The organism is Ensifer sp. D2-11 (genome assembly GCF_054161295.1).
Map to the genome: position 1 here is coordinate 913,904 of NZ_CP096434.1, position 16,576 is coordinate 930,479.

A 16,576-nucleotide genomic window follows, 5' to 3' on the forward strand; every position below is an offset into this window, starting at 1 on the left:
CGAGGCCGCCCCAAAATAAAATCATGCAGCCACTTCCTGCAGCGCCGCGCGTCTGATCAGCCGCGCAAAGCTCGCTCCACCCCTTTTAGCGCCGCATGTTTTGCCCTTTAATCGGCTAGGATCAACGGGAACATGCAATAGCTTTACAGCGAAGTTTGCCCGCCCCGCCGGACGCACTGTAACTTTTTGCCACTCAAAAACAGTAGCCTAGGTTAAACGGGCTGTCCAGCATGCCACCGGAAAGGTGTGAACGCGTCGAAGCGGCCTTACGAGAACGGGCAGCTGCCGTTGGTCAGGACGTCCTCGCAGCGCGGGGAACGCCGGAAATCGTCGTAATAGAGCGTCCAATCGGTCGTGTCGGCGGCCCGATAAGGTCCGAACTTGAAGTACTGGTTCTCACCGAGGCCCTTGTCCGCATGGCCTACATGGCCCTTGACGGTGATGATCGGCTGGCCGTTGGCAAAGAGCTCTATGTGGCCCGAGCCGTCGGGACCGGGCTTCGTAAAGACGACGAAATCGATCCAGCCGGACCTCGGATCCGGCAGGGGATTGCCATGGTTGGTGATTGTGATCCCATCCGTGCATGAATTGAAGAGGCTGCCGTCTTCCGGCTTCCAGTTGCCGTCGGTCGCCACCAGCATGCGCATCTGGTTGACTTCCGGACGGAGCCAGACCGGCGCCTGGCCTGGGGCGCAACGCGCCGGTACGCCATCAAGGCCGGCGGAGACCGGAGGCAGATGGTTGGTTTCGACCGTGGCGAAGAGCTTTCCAGAATTCATGCGCAGCGCCAGGAAGGGGCTGAAGTCGCCCTCGGCACCGGGATCGATCTCTCGCTTCCACTGCGCGATGAGATATCGGTGGTCGTCGCTCGGCACCGGATCGGCGAACTTTACCGAGAAGCCGTACCAGACCCCTCTGTCGTAGGGCACCCGCAGCTCGGTCTTTTCCCAGATCTCCGCGCGTTCGCTGCAGCCGTCGTGATCCGCAGGGCAATTCGGCACGATGCTGAGCTTCAGCCCACCGTTGCCGGTGCGTTTGACGGCGCTCTGGAACTCATATGTGCCGGCGCTCTGTTCGAAATTCTCGCGGTAGTAGAGCCCCCCTTCGGGCGCGAAATCCGTACCCTCGAAACCGTCGAACAATCTCCGTTCATAAATTGGCGGCTCGTCCGCCGGCTGGGCATAGGTGAGACTCGGCAAGGCAATCGCCGCCGCCAGCAGAGCTATACGAAACATCGGTCCCCTCATTGAAGCATCTTGTCGATCAGACCGCGCGGGCCTGGCGGCCGCTTCTTGTTGCGGTAGAGCAACATGACATGCTCCGCCTCGGAAAGTCCATCCTCGGTTGCATCATATGCCCGCTCCTGCGCAATTGCAGCAAGGGCGGTATCCCGCGGGTAGAGGACCGTGAACTTCTGGCGAACACCGCGCAGTTTCTCCTGCCCGAGTGTTTGCCATTCCCCGCCGCAATAATTCACGAAGGCCTCGCTCGCGACGACGCTGTGGGCATATTTCTTCGTCAGGTTCTGCAGCCGCTGAACCTCGTTCACCGCGGAGCCGAACACCGAGAAGGTCAGCCGGTCGCGCAGGCCGACATTGCCGAACATGACGTTTCCGACATGCAGGGCGATGCCGTAGCCGATAGGGTCGCGGCCCTGCCTCTTGCGTTCCGCGTTGAGGGCGGCCATGCGCGCCGTCGCCGCCCCCACGGCGGCGAACGCCTCGCGGCTGGCCATCTCCGACGGCTCCTTGTGTCGGCCGCAGGGGTAGACGCCGATGAAGCCGTCGCCGATGAAGCTCAGGATCTGTCCGCCGTTGCGGTTGAAGGGCGTGGCGATCGCGTCGAAGAATCCGTTCAACGACTCGATATAGGCCTGCCGGCCTTCCTTTTCGGCAAGCATCGTCGACTGGCGCATATCCGCCATGACGAGAACTGCGCGAACCGTCTCGCCGTCGCCGCGCCGGACCTGGCCGCTCATTACGCGGCGCCCGGCATTGGCGCCAAGATAGGTGGTCAACATATTGTCGGCGAGCTTGCCGAGCACGGCCACTTTGGCAGCGATCGCCAGGTGGTTCTGAAGTCTGAGGAGCGCCGCAATGACATCGTCGCTGAAGCCGCCCTGACGATCCGTCGTCCACGAGCCGACCATTCCGTGTTCGGATTCGGCTCCAAGAGGTTGCATGAAGGCGATGTAGTCGGTCGCTCCCTGCTCCTTCAGCTCGTCGAAAATCGGAAACTCCGAGGGCAAGGCGGGATCGATCCGACGCCTGACATGGTCGAGATTGTTGCTGAGCAGGTAATAATACGGACTGTGCAGGAATCGCTCGGGATTGAGCGCCAGTTCCTCATGACGCAGACCGCTCACCTCGACACCCTGACCTCGCAACCAGGTAAAGCCGAGGGCGTCGTAAAGCGGATGAAGCATCGAGAAAGACAGATGAACGCGCATGAGCGGCAGGCCCGCCGCCGCCAACCGTTCGCAGAAACCGCGCACGATGGTTTCAAGCGTTTCGTCGCTGAGCGAGGTTCGCATGAGCCAGTCAGCGACCTTGTCCAGGAGGATTTCGGAAACATTGTCGTTGATCGGGCTCATGCCATATCCTCATCGTCGCGGCAACGGTCGCCACCAGCGCCGACCGCGGAGCAGCGATCGCTCGCTCGCGGCAGCACTGAAGTGGGTACCCGTCGGTGAAAGAAGGCTCCCGCCGCCTCCCGCGGCCGTTCGTGCAGCGATCGGGTCACCGCTGCGCCCCTGCAGATATTCACCGCGGAGGACATTTTCCAGAGACCACGAGCGATTTTTGATCGTTGCCGGATCGTACACGCAACAGCCCTGCGTATTGCACCCTGAAATTGCCGGGGTCCCTCACGACCGCATGCCTGCCCGGCCAGACAAAACGACGCAGGCCGTGAGGCGTCCGGCGCCGCTGACGGCTCGCCGCGCTTGACTTGCGGTGGCTTTCCCGCCAACAAAACGACACCGGGCTCCGCAGCCGGATCGCTGAAGCGGCCCTCCCGGCAACAGAACTGGACGCCAATCTTGACCTCTCCGCATCACGACAGGCTGCTCGAATCGATCTCCGGCCGCACCGCTCGCGTCGGCGTCATCGGCCTCGGCTATGTCGGCCTGCCGCTTGCCGTTGCAGTCGCGCGCTCCGGCTTCCATGTCACCGGTTTCGACATCGAGCCGGGCAAGATCGTCGCGCTCGACGCCGGGAGCTCTTATATCGAAGCGGTTTCGGACGAGGCGCTTGCGCGCGAAGCCGCCGCCGGGCGGTTCCGCTCCACGACCGACTTTTCGGACCTTGGATTTTGCGACGTCATCATCATCTGCGTGCCGACGCCGCTCACCAGGCACCGCGATCCCGACCTCTCTTTCGTGGAGAATACGTCGCGCGCGATCGCCGACAGCTTGCGGCCGGGCCAGCTCGTCGTTCTGGAGTCGACCACCTATCCCGGCACCACCGACGGTATCGTGCGCTCCATCCTGGAGGAAACGGGGCTCAAATCCGGCACCGACTTCTTCATCGGATTCTCGCCGGAACGCGAAGACCCGGGCAATCGCGCCTACGAGACCACGAGCATTCCCAAGGTCGTGGCCGGAGACGGCCCAATGGCCGCAGGGCTGATGGAGCGGTTCTATGCCGCCGTGGTCACGACGGTGGTTCCGGTCTCGTCCAACGCGACCGCAGAGGCGGTAAAACTGACCGAGAATATCTTCCGCGCCGTCAACATCGCCCTAGTCAACGAACTCAAGGTCGTCTACGAGGCGATGGGCATCGACGTCTGGGAGGTGATCGATGCCGCCAAGACGAAGCCCTTCGGCTACATGCCCTTCTATCCGGGGCCCGGGCTCGGTGGTCACTGCATTCCCATCGATCCCTTTTATCTGACATGGAAATCCCGGGAGTACGAGCTACCGACGCGCTTCATCGAGCTCGCCGGCGAGATCAATTCGGCAATGCCCCGTCACGTCGTGGCAAGGCTCGCCGAGGCACTCGACCGGCGGGAGGGCAAGGCGCTCAGCCGCTCGGCGGTCCTCGTCATCGGCCTCGCCTACAAGAAGAATGTTCCGGACATTCGCGAAAGCCCCTCCCTGAAGCTGATAGAACTCATCGAGGAGCGCGGCGGCAAGGCCGCCTTCTACGACCCCCATGTGGAAGAAATCCCCTCGACCCGCGAACACATGGCCTTGAAGGGCCGGCGGTCGGTCGTCTTCGACGAAGCGACGGTTCGCGGCTTCGATGCCGTTCTTATCGCGACCGACCACGATGCCGTCGACTATGCCGCGCTTGCCGACTGGTCGCCGCTGATCGTCGACACGCGTAACGTCTTCGCGCGCCACGGGCTTGCTGCCGAGCACATCGTCAAGGCTTGACCGCAGGGGAAATATCCCCGGTCCGCAAAAGGTCCTCTCCGGAGAGAGCAGCCTTCAGGTTCCGGGCGGCCACCGCGTAGCCGCCGGCGGCACCGTCGATGAAGTGCATATGGTCTCTGCTCATCGGGGTCGGAACGATGCACGTCATCAGCGCCGAATCCTGCCGGTGCAGCCCGTAGCGGCATATGCCCGCGGCCGCGCCCTGCTTCAGCCGCTCCTCGATACGGCCCAGCCGATCGAGACTGACGTCGATCGTCATCTTCAGCGCGTCGTCGAACTTGCGGAAGTCCGAATTGCTGGCGAGGTCTCTCGCATATCGCTTGACGTCGAACGGTCCGAAATTGATGCCGAGCCTGAAACAGAGAAACAGTGCAAGGCTCTGCGCGGCGACGAAGGACCAGGTCAGGAAGCGGCGGCCCCTCGGCGCGACGGCGCGCGATTCCGCCGTAATGCCACGCACGGAAAGGTGCGGCACGGGTCCTTTTTCCGGTACCGGGTGCCCGCCTCGCTCCTCCCCCTCGGCCAAGGCCACGATGTCGCCGATCAGCGCCTGGTATTCCGGACCGATGCCGCGCTCTCCCGGAACCGCGATGATGGAGACGATCGCTCCGTGATGCGAGACGATCGGGTTCCAGCGGCATGACAATCCGGTCAGGTCGGGTCTCGTGCCCGGCGGCGCGGCCTCGATCTGGTAGCGGCCCGCCTTCATTTCCGCTTCCGCCCAACTGGCGCCGCCGCCGGAAAACATGGCGTAAGAGACTTCCTCGCTCGCCTTGAAGCGCGCGACACGCATGTCGAACCCGCTGGCGCGCACGTCGGAAACCGGGACGATCGCGGCGCGAAGCTCGAGGCCCAGCTCCTCCGCCACCCATGTCTTCGCCGCTGCGAGCACGTCCCTTGCTTTTGCCGCCAGCGTTGCCGGCACGGCGGCGAGCGCCCCGTCGCCGCCGAAGACGAAGGCGAGGTTTTTCTCGTCGAGCCCGTTCATGAGCGCCGAGATGACGCTCGCGCCCGCCATGTTCACGCTCTTGTATCGCCCTTCGGCGATCGCTCCCGTCGAATTGACGATATCGGCGACGGCGAGCCACCAGCCGTCGGGCAAGGGCCGGTAGTTGGCCTCGTCAGCGACACCTTCGAATGCCTCGAAAAGAGGAAGGCCTGCGTAGAATTCCCTGTCGGCCGGCTGCACCATCGTTGCCAAACTCCTAGAGGTGACATCTGTCGCTGATTTCCAGGCTGGAGCGATTTTCACCCGATTACGATGGATAAAGCACCTTCGCTTCGATGAATAGATTTCTCTTCTCGCCATGCAATCCGTGCGCGATGGCGCCAATGGCATTGCAGGACCCTCATGATTTGTGCTTGTCTAATCACTACGCCCGGGCAAAGTGCTACGGCAGGCAGGATAAAGCCGGAACGGAATGCAGGACGATACATTTCGAGTGAAGTTTTGGGGCGTAAGAGGCAGCTTGCCGGTATCCGGCGAGCAGTTCCTGCACTACGGAGGAAATACGCCCTGCATCGAAATTCGCTGCGGCAAGGAGGTGCTGATCTTCGATGCGGGATCGGGCCTGCGCGAAGCCGGGCTCTCGCTGATGTCCGAAGGCATCGCCGAGTTCGACGTTTTTTTCACCCACACGCATTACGATCACATCATCGGCCTGCCCTATTTCAAGCCGATCTACCGCTGCAGCTCCGCCGTCCGTTTCTGGTCCGGCCATCTCCACGGCACGATGTCCACGGCCGAAATGATCAACGAGTTCATGAGGCCGCCATGGTTCCCGGTCGGAACGGGCATCTGTCAGGCGAGCCTCGACACAGTCGATTTCCGTCCGGGTGAAACACTGTCGCCGCGAAAGGACGTTTCCATTCGTACCATGAGCCTCGTGCATCCCGGGGGATGCGTCGGCTACCGTATCGAATGGGGCGGGAGGGCGGTCGCGCTCGTCTACGACACGGAACACGAACCCGGCATTCTCGACCCCGTGCTCCTCGATTTCATCGCCGGAGCCGATCTCATGATCTATGACTGCACCTACCTGGAAAGCGAAATGCCGACCTTTCGCGGCTACGGACACTCGACCGGGATGCATGGATCGCAGCTCGCCAGAGCCGCAGGCGTCACGCGCCTCGCCATGTTCCACCACGATCCGTCGCGCACCGACGCCGCACTCGCCGCAATGGAACAGGAAGTCCAGGCTTTCTTCTCGGGCGCCTTCGCCGCGTGCGACCGTCAGGTCATCGATCTATAAGATCGGCGACACGGTTTCCGCTGAATTGCTTCGCTAATCGCGCCGGTCATAACCCAGCCGCCAGCACGCCTGCCCGCGCTCTCCGAGTCTGTCAAAGCAAAGCCACGGCCAAACTCGCAGATTGGGTGCGGCCAAATCGCATCGGGTGCCTTGCACTCCGATCCGCGATTGGGGTGGGCTGCGCAACAACGGTCAACGGCTACTCTTGCGCAAGGCTCAGTTCGGTACTGGATAAAGCCACCCCTTCCGAATGGGTCACCTTTGGCGCGCCGTCGAAATATGGGCTGACGTGACGCCGCCACTCCTGAAAATCTTCAGAATTGCGGAAGCCGACCATATGGTCGTCGACCGTCTCCCATTTGACCAGCAGACGATAAAGATGCGGTGTCTCGACGACCCGATGCAGCGCCACGCCGCGGCAGCCCTTCGCCCTCAGAAACAGGGGCGCCGCTCGTGACACGCCCGCCTCAAATTGCGCCTCGCTGCCGGGTTTGACGGAAATCTCCGCGACTTCAACGATCATGACTTCGCTCCCTGCTGATGGTGTTCCGCATCGATCGCGCGCTCCTCTCCGGTAGCGATCATGGTCCGAGTCGCATCGATGGAGGCATAGATCCAGAAAATGCGCATTGGCACGGTCTCAGACGCATTAATGAAGCGATGGGGAACGTTTGCCGGAATCCAGGTCGTGTCGTTGGGTCCGAGCGGGTATTGGACCCCGTCGATTTCGGCAATGGCCTGCCCGTCGAGGATCATCACGCTCTCTTCGCAATTATGTTTGTGAAGACCGATCGCGGCGCCAGGATCGAAAGCGGTGATACCGTTGATCATACTGGTCGAGCCGCATTTGCGCGTCACGAGCGGCGTCGTGCGGGCGCCGTTGCCACGATCATTGCTCTTGAGTTCCTTTGGGCGAAGGATTGCTGGCTGAGTCAACTGAGTTCTCCTTATTCCGGCGCTTTGGGGACAGGCTGGGCTGCGTTGGCCGGGCCGATCCAGACGGTCTTGATGTTGACGAACTCGCGGATGCCGTAGACACCGAGCTCGCGGCCGTAGCCTGAACGCTTGATCCCGCCGAAGGGGTATCGGGGGTCGGACGCGACCAAGCCGTTGATGAAGACGGCGCCCGCGTCGATGTCGCGCGCGAGCCGGCGTGCACGCTCCACATCCCCGGTCCAGATCGCCGAGCCGAGACCGTATTCGGTCTGATTGGCCAGCCGAACCGCTTCTTCGGCATCCCTGACGCGGATGATGGCCGCGACCGGTCCAAAGGTCTCCTCGCAGAAGGCGGCCATCTCCGGGCGCACATGATCGAGCACGGTCGGCGGATAGAAATAGCCTGGCTGGTTCCGCGGCGCGCCGCCGAGCTTGCGTTCAGCGCCCGCCGCAATCGTCTTTTCGACCTGCGCGTGCAGGCTGCTCATCAGGTTTTCCCGTGCCATCGGACCGATATTGGTATCGCGCTCCAGGGGATCGCCCACCTTCAGTTGCGCGACTTTCTCGCAGAAGAGCTCGACGAAACGGTCGGCGATCGCATCTTCGACGATGAAGCGCTTGGCGTTGACGCAGGACTGCCCGACATTGATGTAGCGCGCCTTGACCGCGACGTTTGTCGCCTCTTCGAGATCGGCGTCGGCAAGCACGATGAAGGGGTCGGAGCCACCGAGTTCCAGCACCTGCTTTTTCAGCGCCTTGCCGGCCTGCGACGCAACGATGGCGCCCACTTCGGTGGAGCCCGTCAGCGTAACGGCTGCGATCCTGTCGTCTGCAATGATGCCGGCAACTTTGGCCGGCTCGATCAGCAGGGTGGCAAAGAGGCCCTCAGGGCAACCTGCCTCGCGCATGATCTCTTCGATGGCGAGCGCACATTCCGGCACATTGTTCGCGTGCTTCAGTACGGCGCCGTTCCCCGCGGCGAAAGCGGGCGCTGCAAAACGGAAAAACTGCCAGAACGGATAGTTCCAGGGCATGATGGCGAGGACGACACCGAGCGGATCGAAGACGACGGCGCTTTCGGACGCGTTCGAGGCGACCGCTTCGTCGGCGAGGTATTGCGCCGCGTGCTCGGCATAGAAGTCGCAGTTGTAGGCGCATTTTTCGATTTCGGCCTCGGACTCGACGATCGGCTTGCCCATCTCGCGCGTGATCATCTCGGCATAGCGCGACTTGCCGGCACGCAGCACCTTGGCCATGGCGCCAAGCAGTCGAACCCGCTCTTCGACAGGCTTCTTGCGCCACGCCTTTTGCGTCTTCGCGGCGGCCGAAAGCGCTGCATCGACAAAGGCATCGTCATGGAGCTCGTAGCGGGCAAGTTCCTCGCCGGTGGCCGGATTGGTCGTGACGATCATCGCCATCTCCTTCATTCTTGTTGATTGAGTAAAGCCTTGCTTGGCCATTTCACGGCGTCGACGCAGGTCGCGGCTGCTCGCAAGCACGCCGTCCGCATCAACACAGGCGTAGACACCGGGAGCAAAGGCCACGCCGCCAAACTATGCACCGCGGTCGAACAGCGACTTCGACAGACTGCGCTCATCGTCCCGCAAGCCTCTCCAAAGCCTTTGTGAAGAAATTCGGGGCGCCGAAATTTCCAGATTTCAGCACCAGAGCGACCGGCTGATCTCCCTTCGACAGAAGCACCGGGACACCCGGATCGATCTCAGGCCCGATCTCCAGCGCCCCAAGATCGAGTGCCGAGACGACAGCGCCCGACGTTTCGCCGCCGGCGACGACGAGGCGCTTAATGCCGGCGTTGACCAGGTGCCGGGCGGTTTCCGCGAAGAAGCCGTCGAGCGCCGCCGCGACATTCTCTCTCCCGAAGCGCGATTGAATCGCGCGAACCTCGTCAGGCGTGCCGGATGAATAGACCAGAGGGGCCTTCCCCCTATTGGCGAGCAGGAAGGAGGTGAGCTCCGACGCGGTGACCTTGCCCTCCATCACACCGGTGACATCGATTGCAAGGGTCGGGTGATTGCGGCTGTGAATCTCCACCTGCTCGCGTGTGGCGCCGGAGCAGCTTCCGGCCAGAATAGCCTCCGGGCCGTCAACGGGTAGCGCACCGGCGACGGTGCCACGCGCCAGACCGCGTTCGATGAAGTTTGCGGCAAGCCCGACCGCGATCCCGGACCCGCCCGTGATAAGGCGATCCGGAGCTGCCGCACGGCCGATGGCGACGAGGTCGTCATCCGTGATCGCGTCGACGATGACGAGAGCACGGTTTGCCTCGCCATGTCTGCGCAAAGCCGCCACTATCGCCGGGGCTCCATCGTGGACGGTGGCAATGTCGACATGGCCGACATCCGAGACCGTTTGCAGCCGCAGCCACCGGCGGATATCCGCATCGATCATCGGGTTCAGCGGATGGTTCTCCAGACCGGACTCGTCAAGGAGACGGTCCTTCACGAAGAGATGCCCTTGATATACGGTGCGTCCGGCCCGTGGGAATGCAGGGCAGGCGATCACACCCTTCACTGCAAGCGCGTTGGCGAGCGCCTCCGCGACCGGACCAATGTTTCCGGCTGGCGTGGAATCGAACGTCGAGCAATATTTGAAGACGATCTGCTCGCAGCCTTGATCGAGCAGCCATTTCAGCGCGTCGAGCGATTGCTCGACGGCTACCGCCGCATCGATGGAGCGGCTCTTCAGCGCGATCACGCCAGCCTCGACCTCCGCGTCGGCGGCAGCGCTCGGAACACCTAGATATTGAACGGTGCGAAGGCCGCCCTGCCCCGGCAGGCCCTTCGCGATCGTGTTGGCGATGTCGCTCGCCCCGGTAAAATCGTCGGCAATGACCCCGAGAAGCATTTTTCTACTCTCTTTCAGTTCTTCGGCCAGTGCTCAAAAATCTTCTGTCGGACCGCATCGTCTCTTGCCCACTCGGCACAAAGGTCCATCAGGTGGACGTCTGAACAACGACGCTGCGCTCGAAGCCCAGCCGCTCCTTCGATGACACTCGCTCGCGATCTAGCCGAGCAGACGGCGAAGCTTGGCGACGGCGGCGTCGGGGCTGCTCAGCACGGGAATAGTCGTGACCGCCTGCACCGCGGCAAACGCCCGCGCCGTCGAGAAATGCGCAAGCGTGATCGCGTCAAAGCCCTCAAGCCTGGCAGCTGCTTCCGCCACTAGCCGGTTGTGCGTCGCCTCGTCGCCGGCCCTTACGGCTCCGATGGCACCCTCGACGAGGAAGCTCTCGATCTCGGCGGACGGGTCCACACGGGCGGCCTCCTCGCGGAATTCGGCTTCCATTCCCTCCCTCGCGGGCGGAAATGTGTAGAGCATTGCCGTTCGCCCGCCCTTGCGGATGGCGGTCTCGAACATCGCCTCGTTCGGCTTGAGGACCGGGATATCAAGCGTTGATGCAGCCCGTTCGATGGCGGAGCCGAAGGACGAGCAGGTGAAAAGGACCGCATCGCTGCCGATCATGCGCGCATATCTGGCCAATGCCACGATGCGATCCGTCATCTCTTCGGTTATGGTCCCGTCCCTCGCCCTGTCAGGGGAAAGGCTATCCTCGAGAATGTTCACCCGCTTGGCGTCCGGCCAGGCCTTGTCGAAGGCCGCCTTGATCGGATCCATGGCAATTGATGTCGCGTGAATGAGCGCGATCTTCGGCTGTGTCGTCATTTGTTGATCCTGGAAAATAGGTGGCGGCCGCCGAGAAGGAGCGGCGACCGCCGCTTCGGGCCTTGCTACTGCTGGCCCGCCGAAAACACCCAGACACTTTCGGGTGGAATGCGTGCCCAGACCGTCCCGGAAGACAGTTGCTTGGCGCCATGCGCCTTGGCAACAAAATCGCCGCGGCGCAGACGGTACTCCCACCTGTCTCCAAGATAGATGCTGTCGTCGAGGTTCATCTCGAGCGCATTGCCATCCGGCTGATCGCTGACGCTGATCTGTTCGACGCGTATCACCGCCCGCGCGTCTTGCGATGCCGACAAGCCCGACGCCTCGCGCACCGTTCCGTCGAGGCTCCAATTGTCGCCGCCGATGACCGCCGTCCTGCCTTCAACCGTCTTCACCTTTGCGCTGACGATATTGTTGGCGCCAAGGAAATCGGCCGAATAGAAGCTGTTCGGGTTGGAATAGATCTCCTGCGGTCCGCCTTGCTGAACGATGCGCCCGTCCTGCAGCAGGAGAATATTGTCGGCGGCAGCCAGTGCCTCGCTCTGGTCGTGGGTGACGAGGATGGCGCAGATTTCGAGATCGAGGATGAGCTTGCGGATCCAGTAACGCGCCTCCTCGCGCAGCTTCGCGTCAAGGTTGGACAGCGGCTCGTCGAGCAGCAGAACGCGCGGTTCGTAGACGAGAGCGCGGCAGATCGCGACACGCTGCTGCTGGCCGCCGGAAAGCTGTGAGGGAAAGCGATCGCCGAGATGCCCGAGGCCCATGCGCTCCAGGATTGCGTGAACGCGCCTTTCGAGGTCGGCCTGCGCCACGCCCCGGAGTTTAAGGCCGTAGCCGACGTTCTCCTTGACGGTCCGATGCGGCCAGAGCGCGTAGGACTGAAAAACAAGGCCGATATTGCGCTGCTCGGGCGGAAGCGCCAGCTTCTTCTCGCCGTCGAGAACGGTCTTTCCCCCGATCACGATCTGGCCGACTTCCGGCTGTTCGAGCCCGGCAACGCAGCGCAGAAGCGTTGTCTTGCCGCTGCCCGAGGCGCCGAGAAGCGCGACAATCGACCCCCGCTGGGCGATAAAGGAGGCGCCTTTGAGTATCTGCAGGCCACCGAGCCATTTCTGGACATTGCTGACAACGAGTTCAGTCATGGATTTTTGCTCCCAAACGGAGGGCGAGTGCGAGGCCTGCGCCCGTCAATATGATGCTGATAAGGGCGAGCGCGGCGATCGTGTTCATCGCGCCGGTCTGCAGAAGCGAGACCATCAGCGAGCCGATCACTTCAGTGCCTGCGCCCATGAGGTAGACGCCCGTCGCATATTCGCGAAGGAAGATGATCATGATCAGCGCCCAGGCGCCGGCGAGGCCCGGACGGACGATCGGGATAACCACGTCCTTCCATGTCCGGCCGATTGTCGCGCCGGTCGTGCGGGCGGATTCCTCGAGTTCCGGAGCCACCTGGATCAGCGTGCCCTGCAGTAGGCGCAGACCGTAGGAGAGGCCGACGACGAGATACGCGACAAAGAGGCTGACGAGGGTCGGTCGCAACGGCGTCAGGAACGGCACGAACAGAAAGACCCAGAAGAAGGCGAGACCGACCACCAGGCCCGGAAGGGCGCGGGGCAGCAGCACGATGTAGTCCAGGACCGTGTTCGACATGCCCCAGTTGCGGTGACCGGCGAGGCCGACGGCCAGGTAGATTGCGACTGCCACAGCACCGCCAATCACCGAAAGTACGATCGTGTTGATGATACCGTTATAGAGGCTCGGTACTTCCAGCATGCGGCTGAAGTTCGAGAAGGTGAGCTGGGACCACAGGTTGACCCCCTCTCCCCAGGCGTCGACAAAGGCGCGCACGGTAATTCCACCGATCGGCAGGACAACCGACACGAAGAGCCACAGGCCGATGATCGAGAGAGCGATGATCTGGCCGCTGTTACCCAGCTTGAGGGTGGAGACACGCGCACCCTTTCCGCCCATCGCCGCATATTTACGAGCATTGCGCAAAAGCTTGCGCTGCATCCATACGAGCGGAAGCGTGATCAGGACCAGGACGACCGCGACCACTGCCATGAGTTGGTAGGTTGGCGTACCGAACAGCGTCGTCAGCTTGTAGATATACGTGGTGAGCACCATGATGCCATTGGGATCCCCGAGCACAAGCGGAATGCCGAAGGTCTCGAAGCCCAGCAGGATGTTGAGCGCGGCAGCAAAGATCAGAGCCGGCAGAACCATGGGCAGGGTCACGTCACGCGAGACCTGCCATATCGATGCGCCGGTCGTGCGCGCAGCCTCCTCCAGATCGGACGGCAGATTCCGCATGGCCGAGGACACGTAAAGATAGACGTGCGGCACGTGGCTGAGGCCGGCGATCAGGATTATGCCCGGCAGGCTATAAATGTTCCAGGGAACAATACCGATGATGTCGCGGACGAAGAGGGAGACGAAGCCCGTCGGGCCGACGGAGACGGTGTAGCCGAAGGCGAGCACGATGGACGAGATGAACATCGGAACGAGAACGAGGACCTCGAGGATGCGCTTGCCCCGTACGTCGGTTCTCGTAATCAGAAAGGCCAACAGGCCGCCGAGTGGTACCGCGATTGCGACCATGCCGAACGAGAAGATCGCCGTCGTGCCGAGGGCCTTGTAGAAATTTCTGTCGGAGAAGACGTAGCGATAGGCGTCGAGGCCGAACTCGGCGCGCGGGCTGAAGAAGGCAGCCGTTAGAAAGCTCTGGTAGATGATGAGTCCGACCGGCGCCAGAACCGCGATTGCCAGCAGACCGATGACAATATGCCGGTAGGCGTTCGCATTGCCGTGGCGCGGCATTCTGGCAGGGTATTTCTTTTCGGCTGCGGCTTTCGAAAGCTCGACTGCAGCCGGTGCTTGAGCGTGGGTAGACATTACGAGCCTCTCGCAAACAGGAGCGAAGCCGCGGCGCCGAAGGCGCCGCGGGCAGCGAAGCATCAGCGACCGAGCGCTTCCTTCCAGTCGTTGAGGAACTGGACGCGCTTCATCTGGTCCATGTATTCGAGCACGCCTTCATCGACGGCAATTGGCTTCAGGCCGCCGCCGACACGCTCATTGAGCGTCTTGATGTTAAGGCCGGCGCTCACGTCTTCACGGACGGAAGGCAGGCCGCCTTCGGCGAGAAGCGACTGTCCCTCGCCCGACAGCATGTAGTCCACGAAGAGCTTGGCGGCGTTGGGATGCGGCGCATCCTTGGTGATCAGCGCCAGCCGAGAGAATGCCGGCGTATAATCAGACGCGAAATGGACGCCAAGATTCGGGCTTTCCTTGACCCAGTCGAGCGCATAGGAGCCGATGATGTTGATCGCGATGATGTTTTCGCCGGAAACGACCGTTTCCTTCATGCCGCCCGAGCTCGAATAGATCTTGGCGCCGTCCTCGCCCATGGCTTTGGCCAAATCCCAGAAGTCCTTCCGGTTGCGCGCATCATTGGAATGATGAAGGAAGCCGGAGCCGCTCTTTTCAGGGTCGAAAGTGGCAACCTTGCCCTGCAGCATCGACTTGTTGTCTTTCAGGAAGGTGATCATATCGGCATAGGTCTTCGGCAGTTTGTCTTCCGAAAGGGCCTTGGTATTGTAGATCATGCCGATCGGCTCGACGGTCGTCGCGTAAAGCATGTTCTTGAAATTGGCCCAGCTCGGCAACTTGCCGGCTTCCGGGGAAGCGTACTCGCTTGCGTAACCATCCTGGACCAGGGTCATCTGCAGGTCCATAGCGGAGCTCCAGACCACATCGGCGGTCGTCTGGCCGGCCGCGGCCTCGGATATCACCTGGTTATAGGTGCCGTTCGTGCCGAGGTCGTTATACGCGATCTTGATGCCGTATCTTTTGGTGAAGCCATCCTGCAGTTTTTGCGACTGGGCGGCGTCCGTAGAGGTGTAAACGGAGACGGTGCCCTCCTCCTTCGCCTTGGCGATGAGGTCGGCATAGTCTGCCGGATAGCCGGCTGGTACTTCCTGCGCGGATGCAGTGGCTGCAAACGCGGTCATGAGTGCCGCGGTGACTGCGAAAGCTGTCGAGCGGACGGTGTGTTGCCTATTCATAGTCTGTTCTCCCAATAGCGCCCGTGCTCCAAAGCTCCTCCGGGCATTTGCGCGAGGGCCATTGCCTGCCCTCGCGACCTCCGACTTTGCACTTTGGATTTCCAAAACCCAAAGTGCAAACGCTTAGGCGTTGACGGCCTTGCGGTCGCCGCCGCGGTTTTGGACAGCCCGGGCCACGAGCGAGCCAAAGGTGTCTGTGTTGGTGTTGCCGCCGAGATCGCGCGTGCGCGTTGCCGGATTGGCGAGAACCTCGTCGACGGCTCGCTCGATTTCTGCGCCTGCGGCCTCGAATTGCGGCAGACCGCGCTGCTCGCCGAGCCAACTCAGCATCATCGCAGCAGAGAGAATGAGAGACGTCGGATTGGCGATGTTCTGGTTCTGGATATCCGGCGCCGAGCCATGCTGCGCCTGGGCGCAAACAAGACCGGTTTCGGCATTGGCATTGATCGAGCCGGCAAGACCGAGGCTTCCGGAAAGCTCACTGGCGAGGTCCGAAAGAATGTCCGAATAGAAGTTGGTCGCCACGATCACGTCGAAACGGGACGGGTCACGCACGAGGTGCGCCGCCATCGCGTCGATGATGACATCGTTCAGCGTGACCTCGGGAAACTCCTCAGCAACCTTGCGCACCTGCTGCAGGAAGAGGCCGTCCGTCAGAATGAAATTATTGGCCTTGTGGACCGCAGTGACCTTCTTGCCGCGCTTCATCGCAAGCAGAAAGGCCTGGTGTGCGATGCGCTCGCAGGCGGAAGCCGTGATCTTACGCACGGAAAGCGCGACGTCCGGGGTCGGCATGAATTCGCCGGTACCGGCATACATGTTGCGGTCCGGATAGAAGCCTTCGGTCGCCTCGCGCATGATGACGAGGTCCATCGTCTTGGCGTCGTTCAGAAAGGGGCGGGAGCGTGCTGGGCGCACATTGGCGTAAAGGTCGAGCTTGACACGAAAGCCGGCCGAGACGTTCACGCCGCCCTTGTCGCGGGGCGGATAATCCATGTGCGACTGGGGGCCGAGAATGATCCCGTCGAAGGTGCGGGCAAGTTCGATCGTCTCGTCCCGGAGCGTCGAACCATGTTTTTCCAGGCTGGCGAAGCCGGTGTCCTCAAAGTGGTATTCGAGGCCGAGACCGAACGCCGCGTCCGTGGCCTTCATGACCTCCATTGTTGCCGCGGTGATCTCGGGACCAATCCCATCACACGGCGTCACGAATATTTTCATCTGACAATCTCCCATGAGGCAACGGCCGACCGGCCGCGCAACGT

The 16,576-nt window shown here is 62.0% G+C and carries 14 protein-coding genes; 2 read left to right on the forward strand and 12 right to left on the reverse strand.

Annotation, left to right across the window (positions count from 1 at the left end):
- Positions 1–266: 266 nt before the first annotated feature.
- Both M1D34_RS21340 and M1D34_RS21345 read right to left on the reverse strand, forming a co-directional pair.
- On the reverse strand, positions 267–1,235 hold the full coding sequence (locus M1D34_RS21340; RefSeq protein WP_498781809.1) for a polysaccharide lyase family 20 protein: 969 nt from the start codon (positions 1,233–1,235) through the stop codon (positions 267–269).
- Positions 1,236–1,243: 8 nt separating this feature from the next.
- Positions 1,244–2,593 (reverse strand): adenylate/guanylate cyclase domain-containing protein, encoded by a 1,350-nt coding sequence (locus M1D34_RS21345; protein ID WP_027993357.1) that lies wholly within the window; start codon positions 2,591–2,593, stop codon positions 1,244–1,246.
- A 447-nt stretch (positions 2,594–3,040) separates the two neighbouring features.
- Between M1D34_RS21345 and M1D34_RS21350 the strand changes: the two genes are divergently transcribed.
- Positions 3,041–4,378, forward strand: coding sequence for a nucleotide sugar dehydrogenase (locus M1D34_RS21350; protein ID WP_498781811.1), 1,338 nt, complete (start codon positions 3,041–3,043; stop codon positions 4,376–4,378).
- Here M1D34_RS21350 and M1D34_RS21355 read toward each other — a convergent pair.
- A complete protein-coding gene (locus M1D34_RS21355; protein ID WP_127615238.1) occupies positions 4,368–5,570 on the reverse strand; it encodes a DUF3095 domain-containing protein in 1,203 nt (400 codons plus the stop codon). The two genes, M1D34_RS21350 and M1D34_RS21355, sit on opposite strands and share 11 nt — an antisense overlap.
- A gap of 229 nt (positions 5,571–5,799) precedes the next feature.
- Here M1D34_RS21355 and M1D34_RS21360 point away from each other — a divergent pair, with 229 nt between their 5' ends.
- A complete protein-coding gene (locus tag M1D34_RS21360; protein ID WP_003531326.1) occupies positions 5,800–6,630 on the forward strand; it encodes an MBL fold metallo-hydrolase in 831 nt (276 codons plus the stop codon).
- Positions 6,631–6,829: 199 nt separating this feature from the next.
- Here M1D34_RS21360 and M1D34_RS21365 read toward each other — a convergent pair whose 3' ends face one another.
- The 9 genes from M1D34_RS21365 to M1D34_RS21405 form a co-directional block, all read right to left on the reverse strand.
- The gene (locus M1D34_RS21365) at positions 6,830–7,153 is read right to left on the reverse strand and encodes an antibiotic biosynthesis monooxygenase family protein (protein WP_127615236.1); all 324 of its coding nucleotides are present in this window, start codon (positions 7,151–7,153) and stop codon (positions 6,830–6,832) included.
- Positions 7,150–7,566, reverse strand: a complete 417-nt coding sequence (locus M1D34_RS21370) for a cupin domain-containing protein (RefSeq protein WP_498781814.1) — start codon at positions 7,564–7,566, stop codon at positions 7,150–7,152. The genes M1D34_RS21365 and M1D34_RS21370 overlap by 4 nt, the downstream gene beginning before the upstream one ends.
- A gap of 11 nt (positions 7,567–7,577) precedes the next feature.
- Positions 7,578–8,978, reverse strand: coding sequence for an NAD-dependent succinate-semialdehyde dehydrogenase (locus M1D34_RS21375; RefSeq protein WP_498781816.1), 1,401 nt, complete (start codon positions 8,976–8,978; stop codon positions 7,578–7,580).
- Positions 8,979–9,159: 181 nt separating this feature from the next.
- Positions 9,160–10,431 carry a 3-oxo-tetronate kinase gene (gene otnK / locus M1D34_RS21380; protein ID WP_498781818.1) on the reverse strand — a complete coding sequence of 424 codons (1,272 nt, stop codon included), beginning with the start codon at positions 10,429–10,431 and terminating at the stop codon, positions 9,160–9,162.
- Positions 10,432–10,590: 159 nt separating this feature from the next.
- Positions 10,591–11,250 (reverse strand): aspartate/glutamate racemase family protein, encoded by a 660-nt coding sequence (locus tag M1D34_RS21385; protein ID WP_498781820.1) that lies wholly within the window; start codon positions 11,248–11,250, stop codon positions 10,591–10,593.
- 65 nt (positions 11,251–11,315) lie between these two features.
- Complete coding sequence (locus M1D34_RS21390; RefSeq protein ID WP_498781822.1) at positions 11,316–12,392, reverse strand: ABC transporter ATP-binding protein; 1,077 nt, start codon at positions 12,390–12,392, stop codon at positions 11,316–11,318.
- Complete coding sequence (locus M1D34_RS21395; RefSeq protein ID WP_498781824.1) at positions 12,385–14,145, reverse strand: ABC transporter permease; 1,761 nt, start codon at positions 14,143–14,145, stop codon at positions 12,385–12,387. The genes M1D34_RS21390 and M1D34_RS21395 overlap by 8 nt, the downstream gene beginning before the upstream one ends.
- Before the next feature lie 62 nt (positions 14,146–14,207).
- Positions 14,208–15,314 carry an ABC transporter substrate-binding protein gene (locus M1D34_RS21400; protein ID WP_003531341.1) on the reverse strand — a complete coding sequence of 369 codons (1,107 nt, stop codon included), beginning with the start codon at positions 15,312–15,314 and terminating at the stop codon, positions 14,208–14,210.
- A 123-nt stretch (positions 15,315–15,437) separates the two neighbouring features.
- Positions 15,438–16,532 (reverse strand): isocitrate/isopropylmalate dehydrogenase family protein, encoded by a 1,095-nt coding sequence (locus tag M1D34_RS21405; protein WP_498781826.1) that lies wholly within the window; start codon positions 16,530–16,532, stop codon positions 15,438–15,440.
- Between the last annotated feature and the right edge of the window lie 44 nt (positions 16,533–16,576).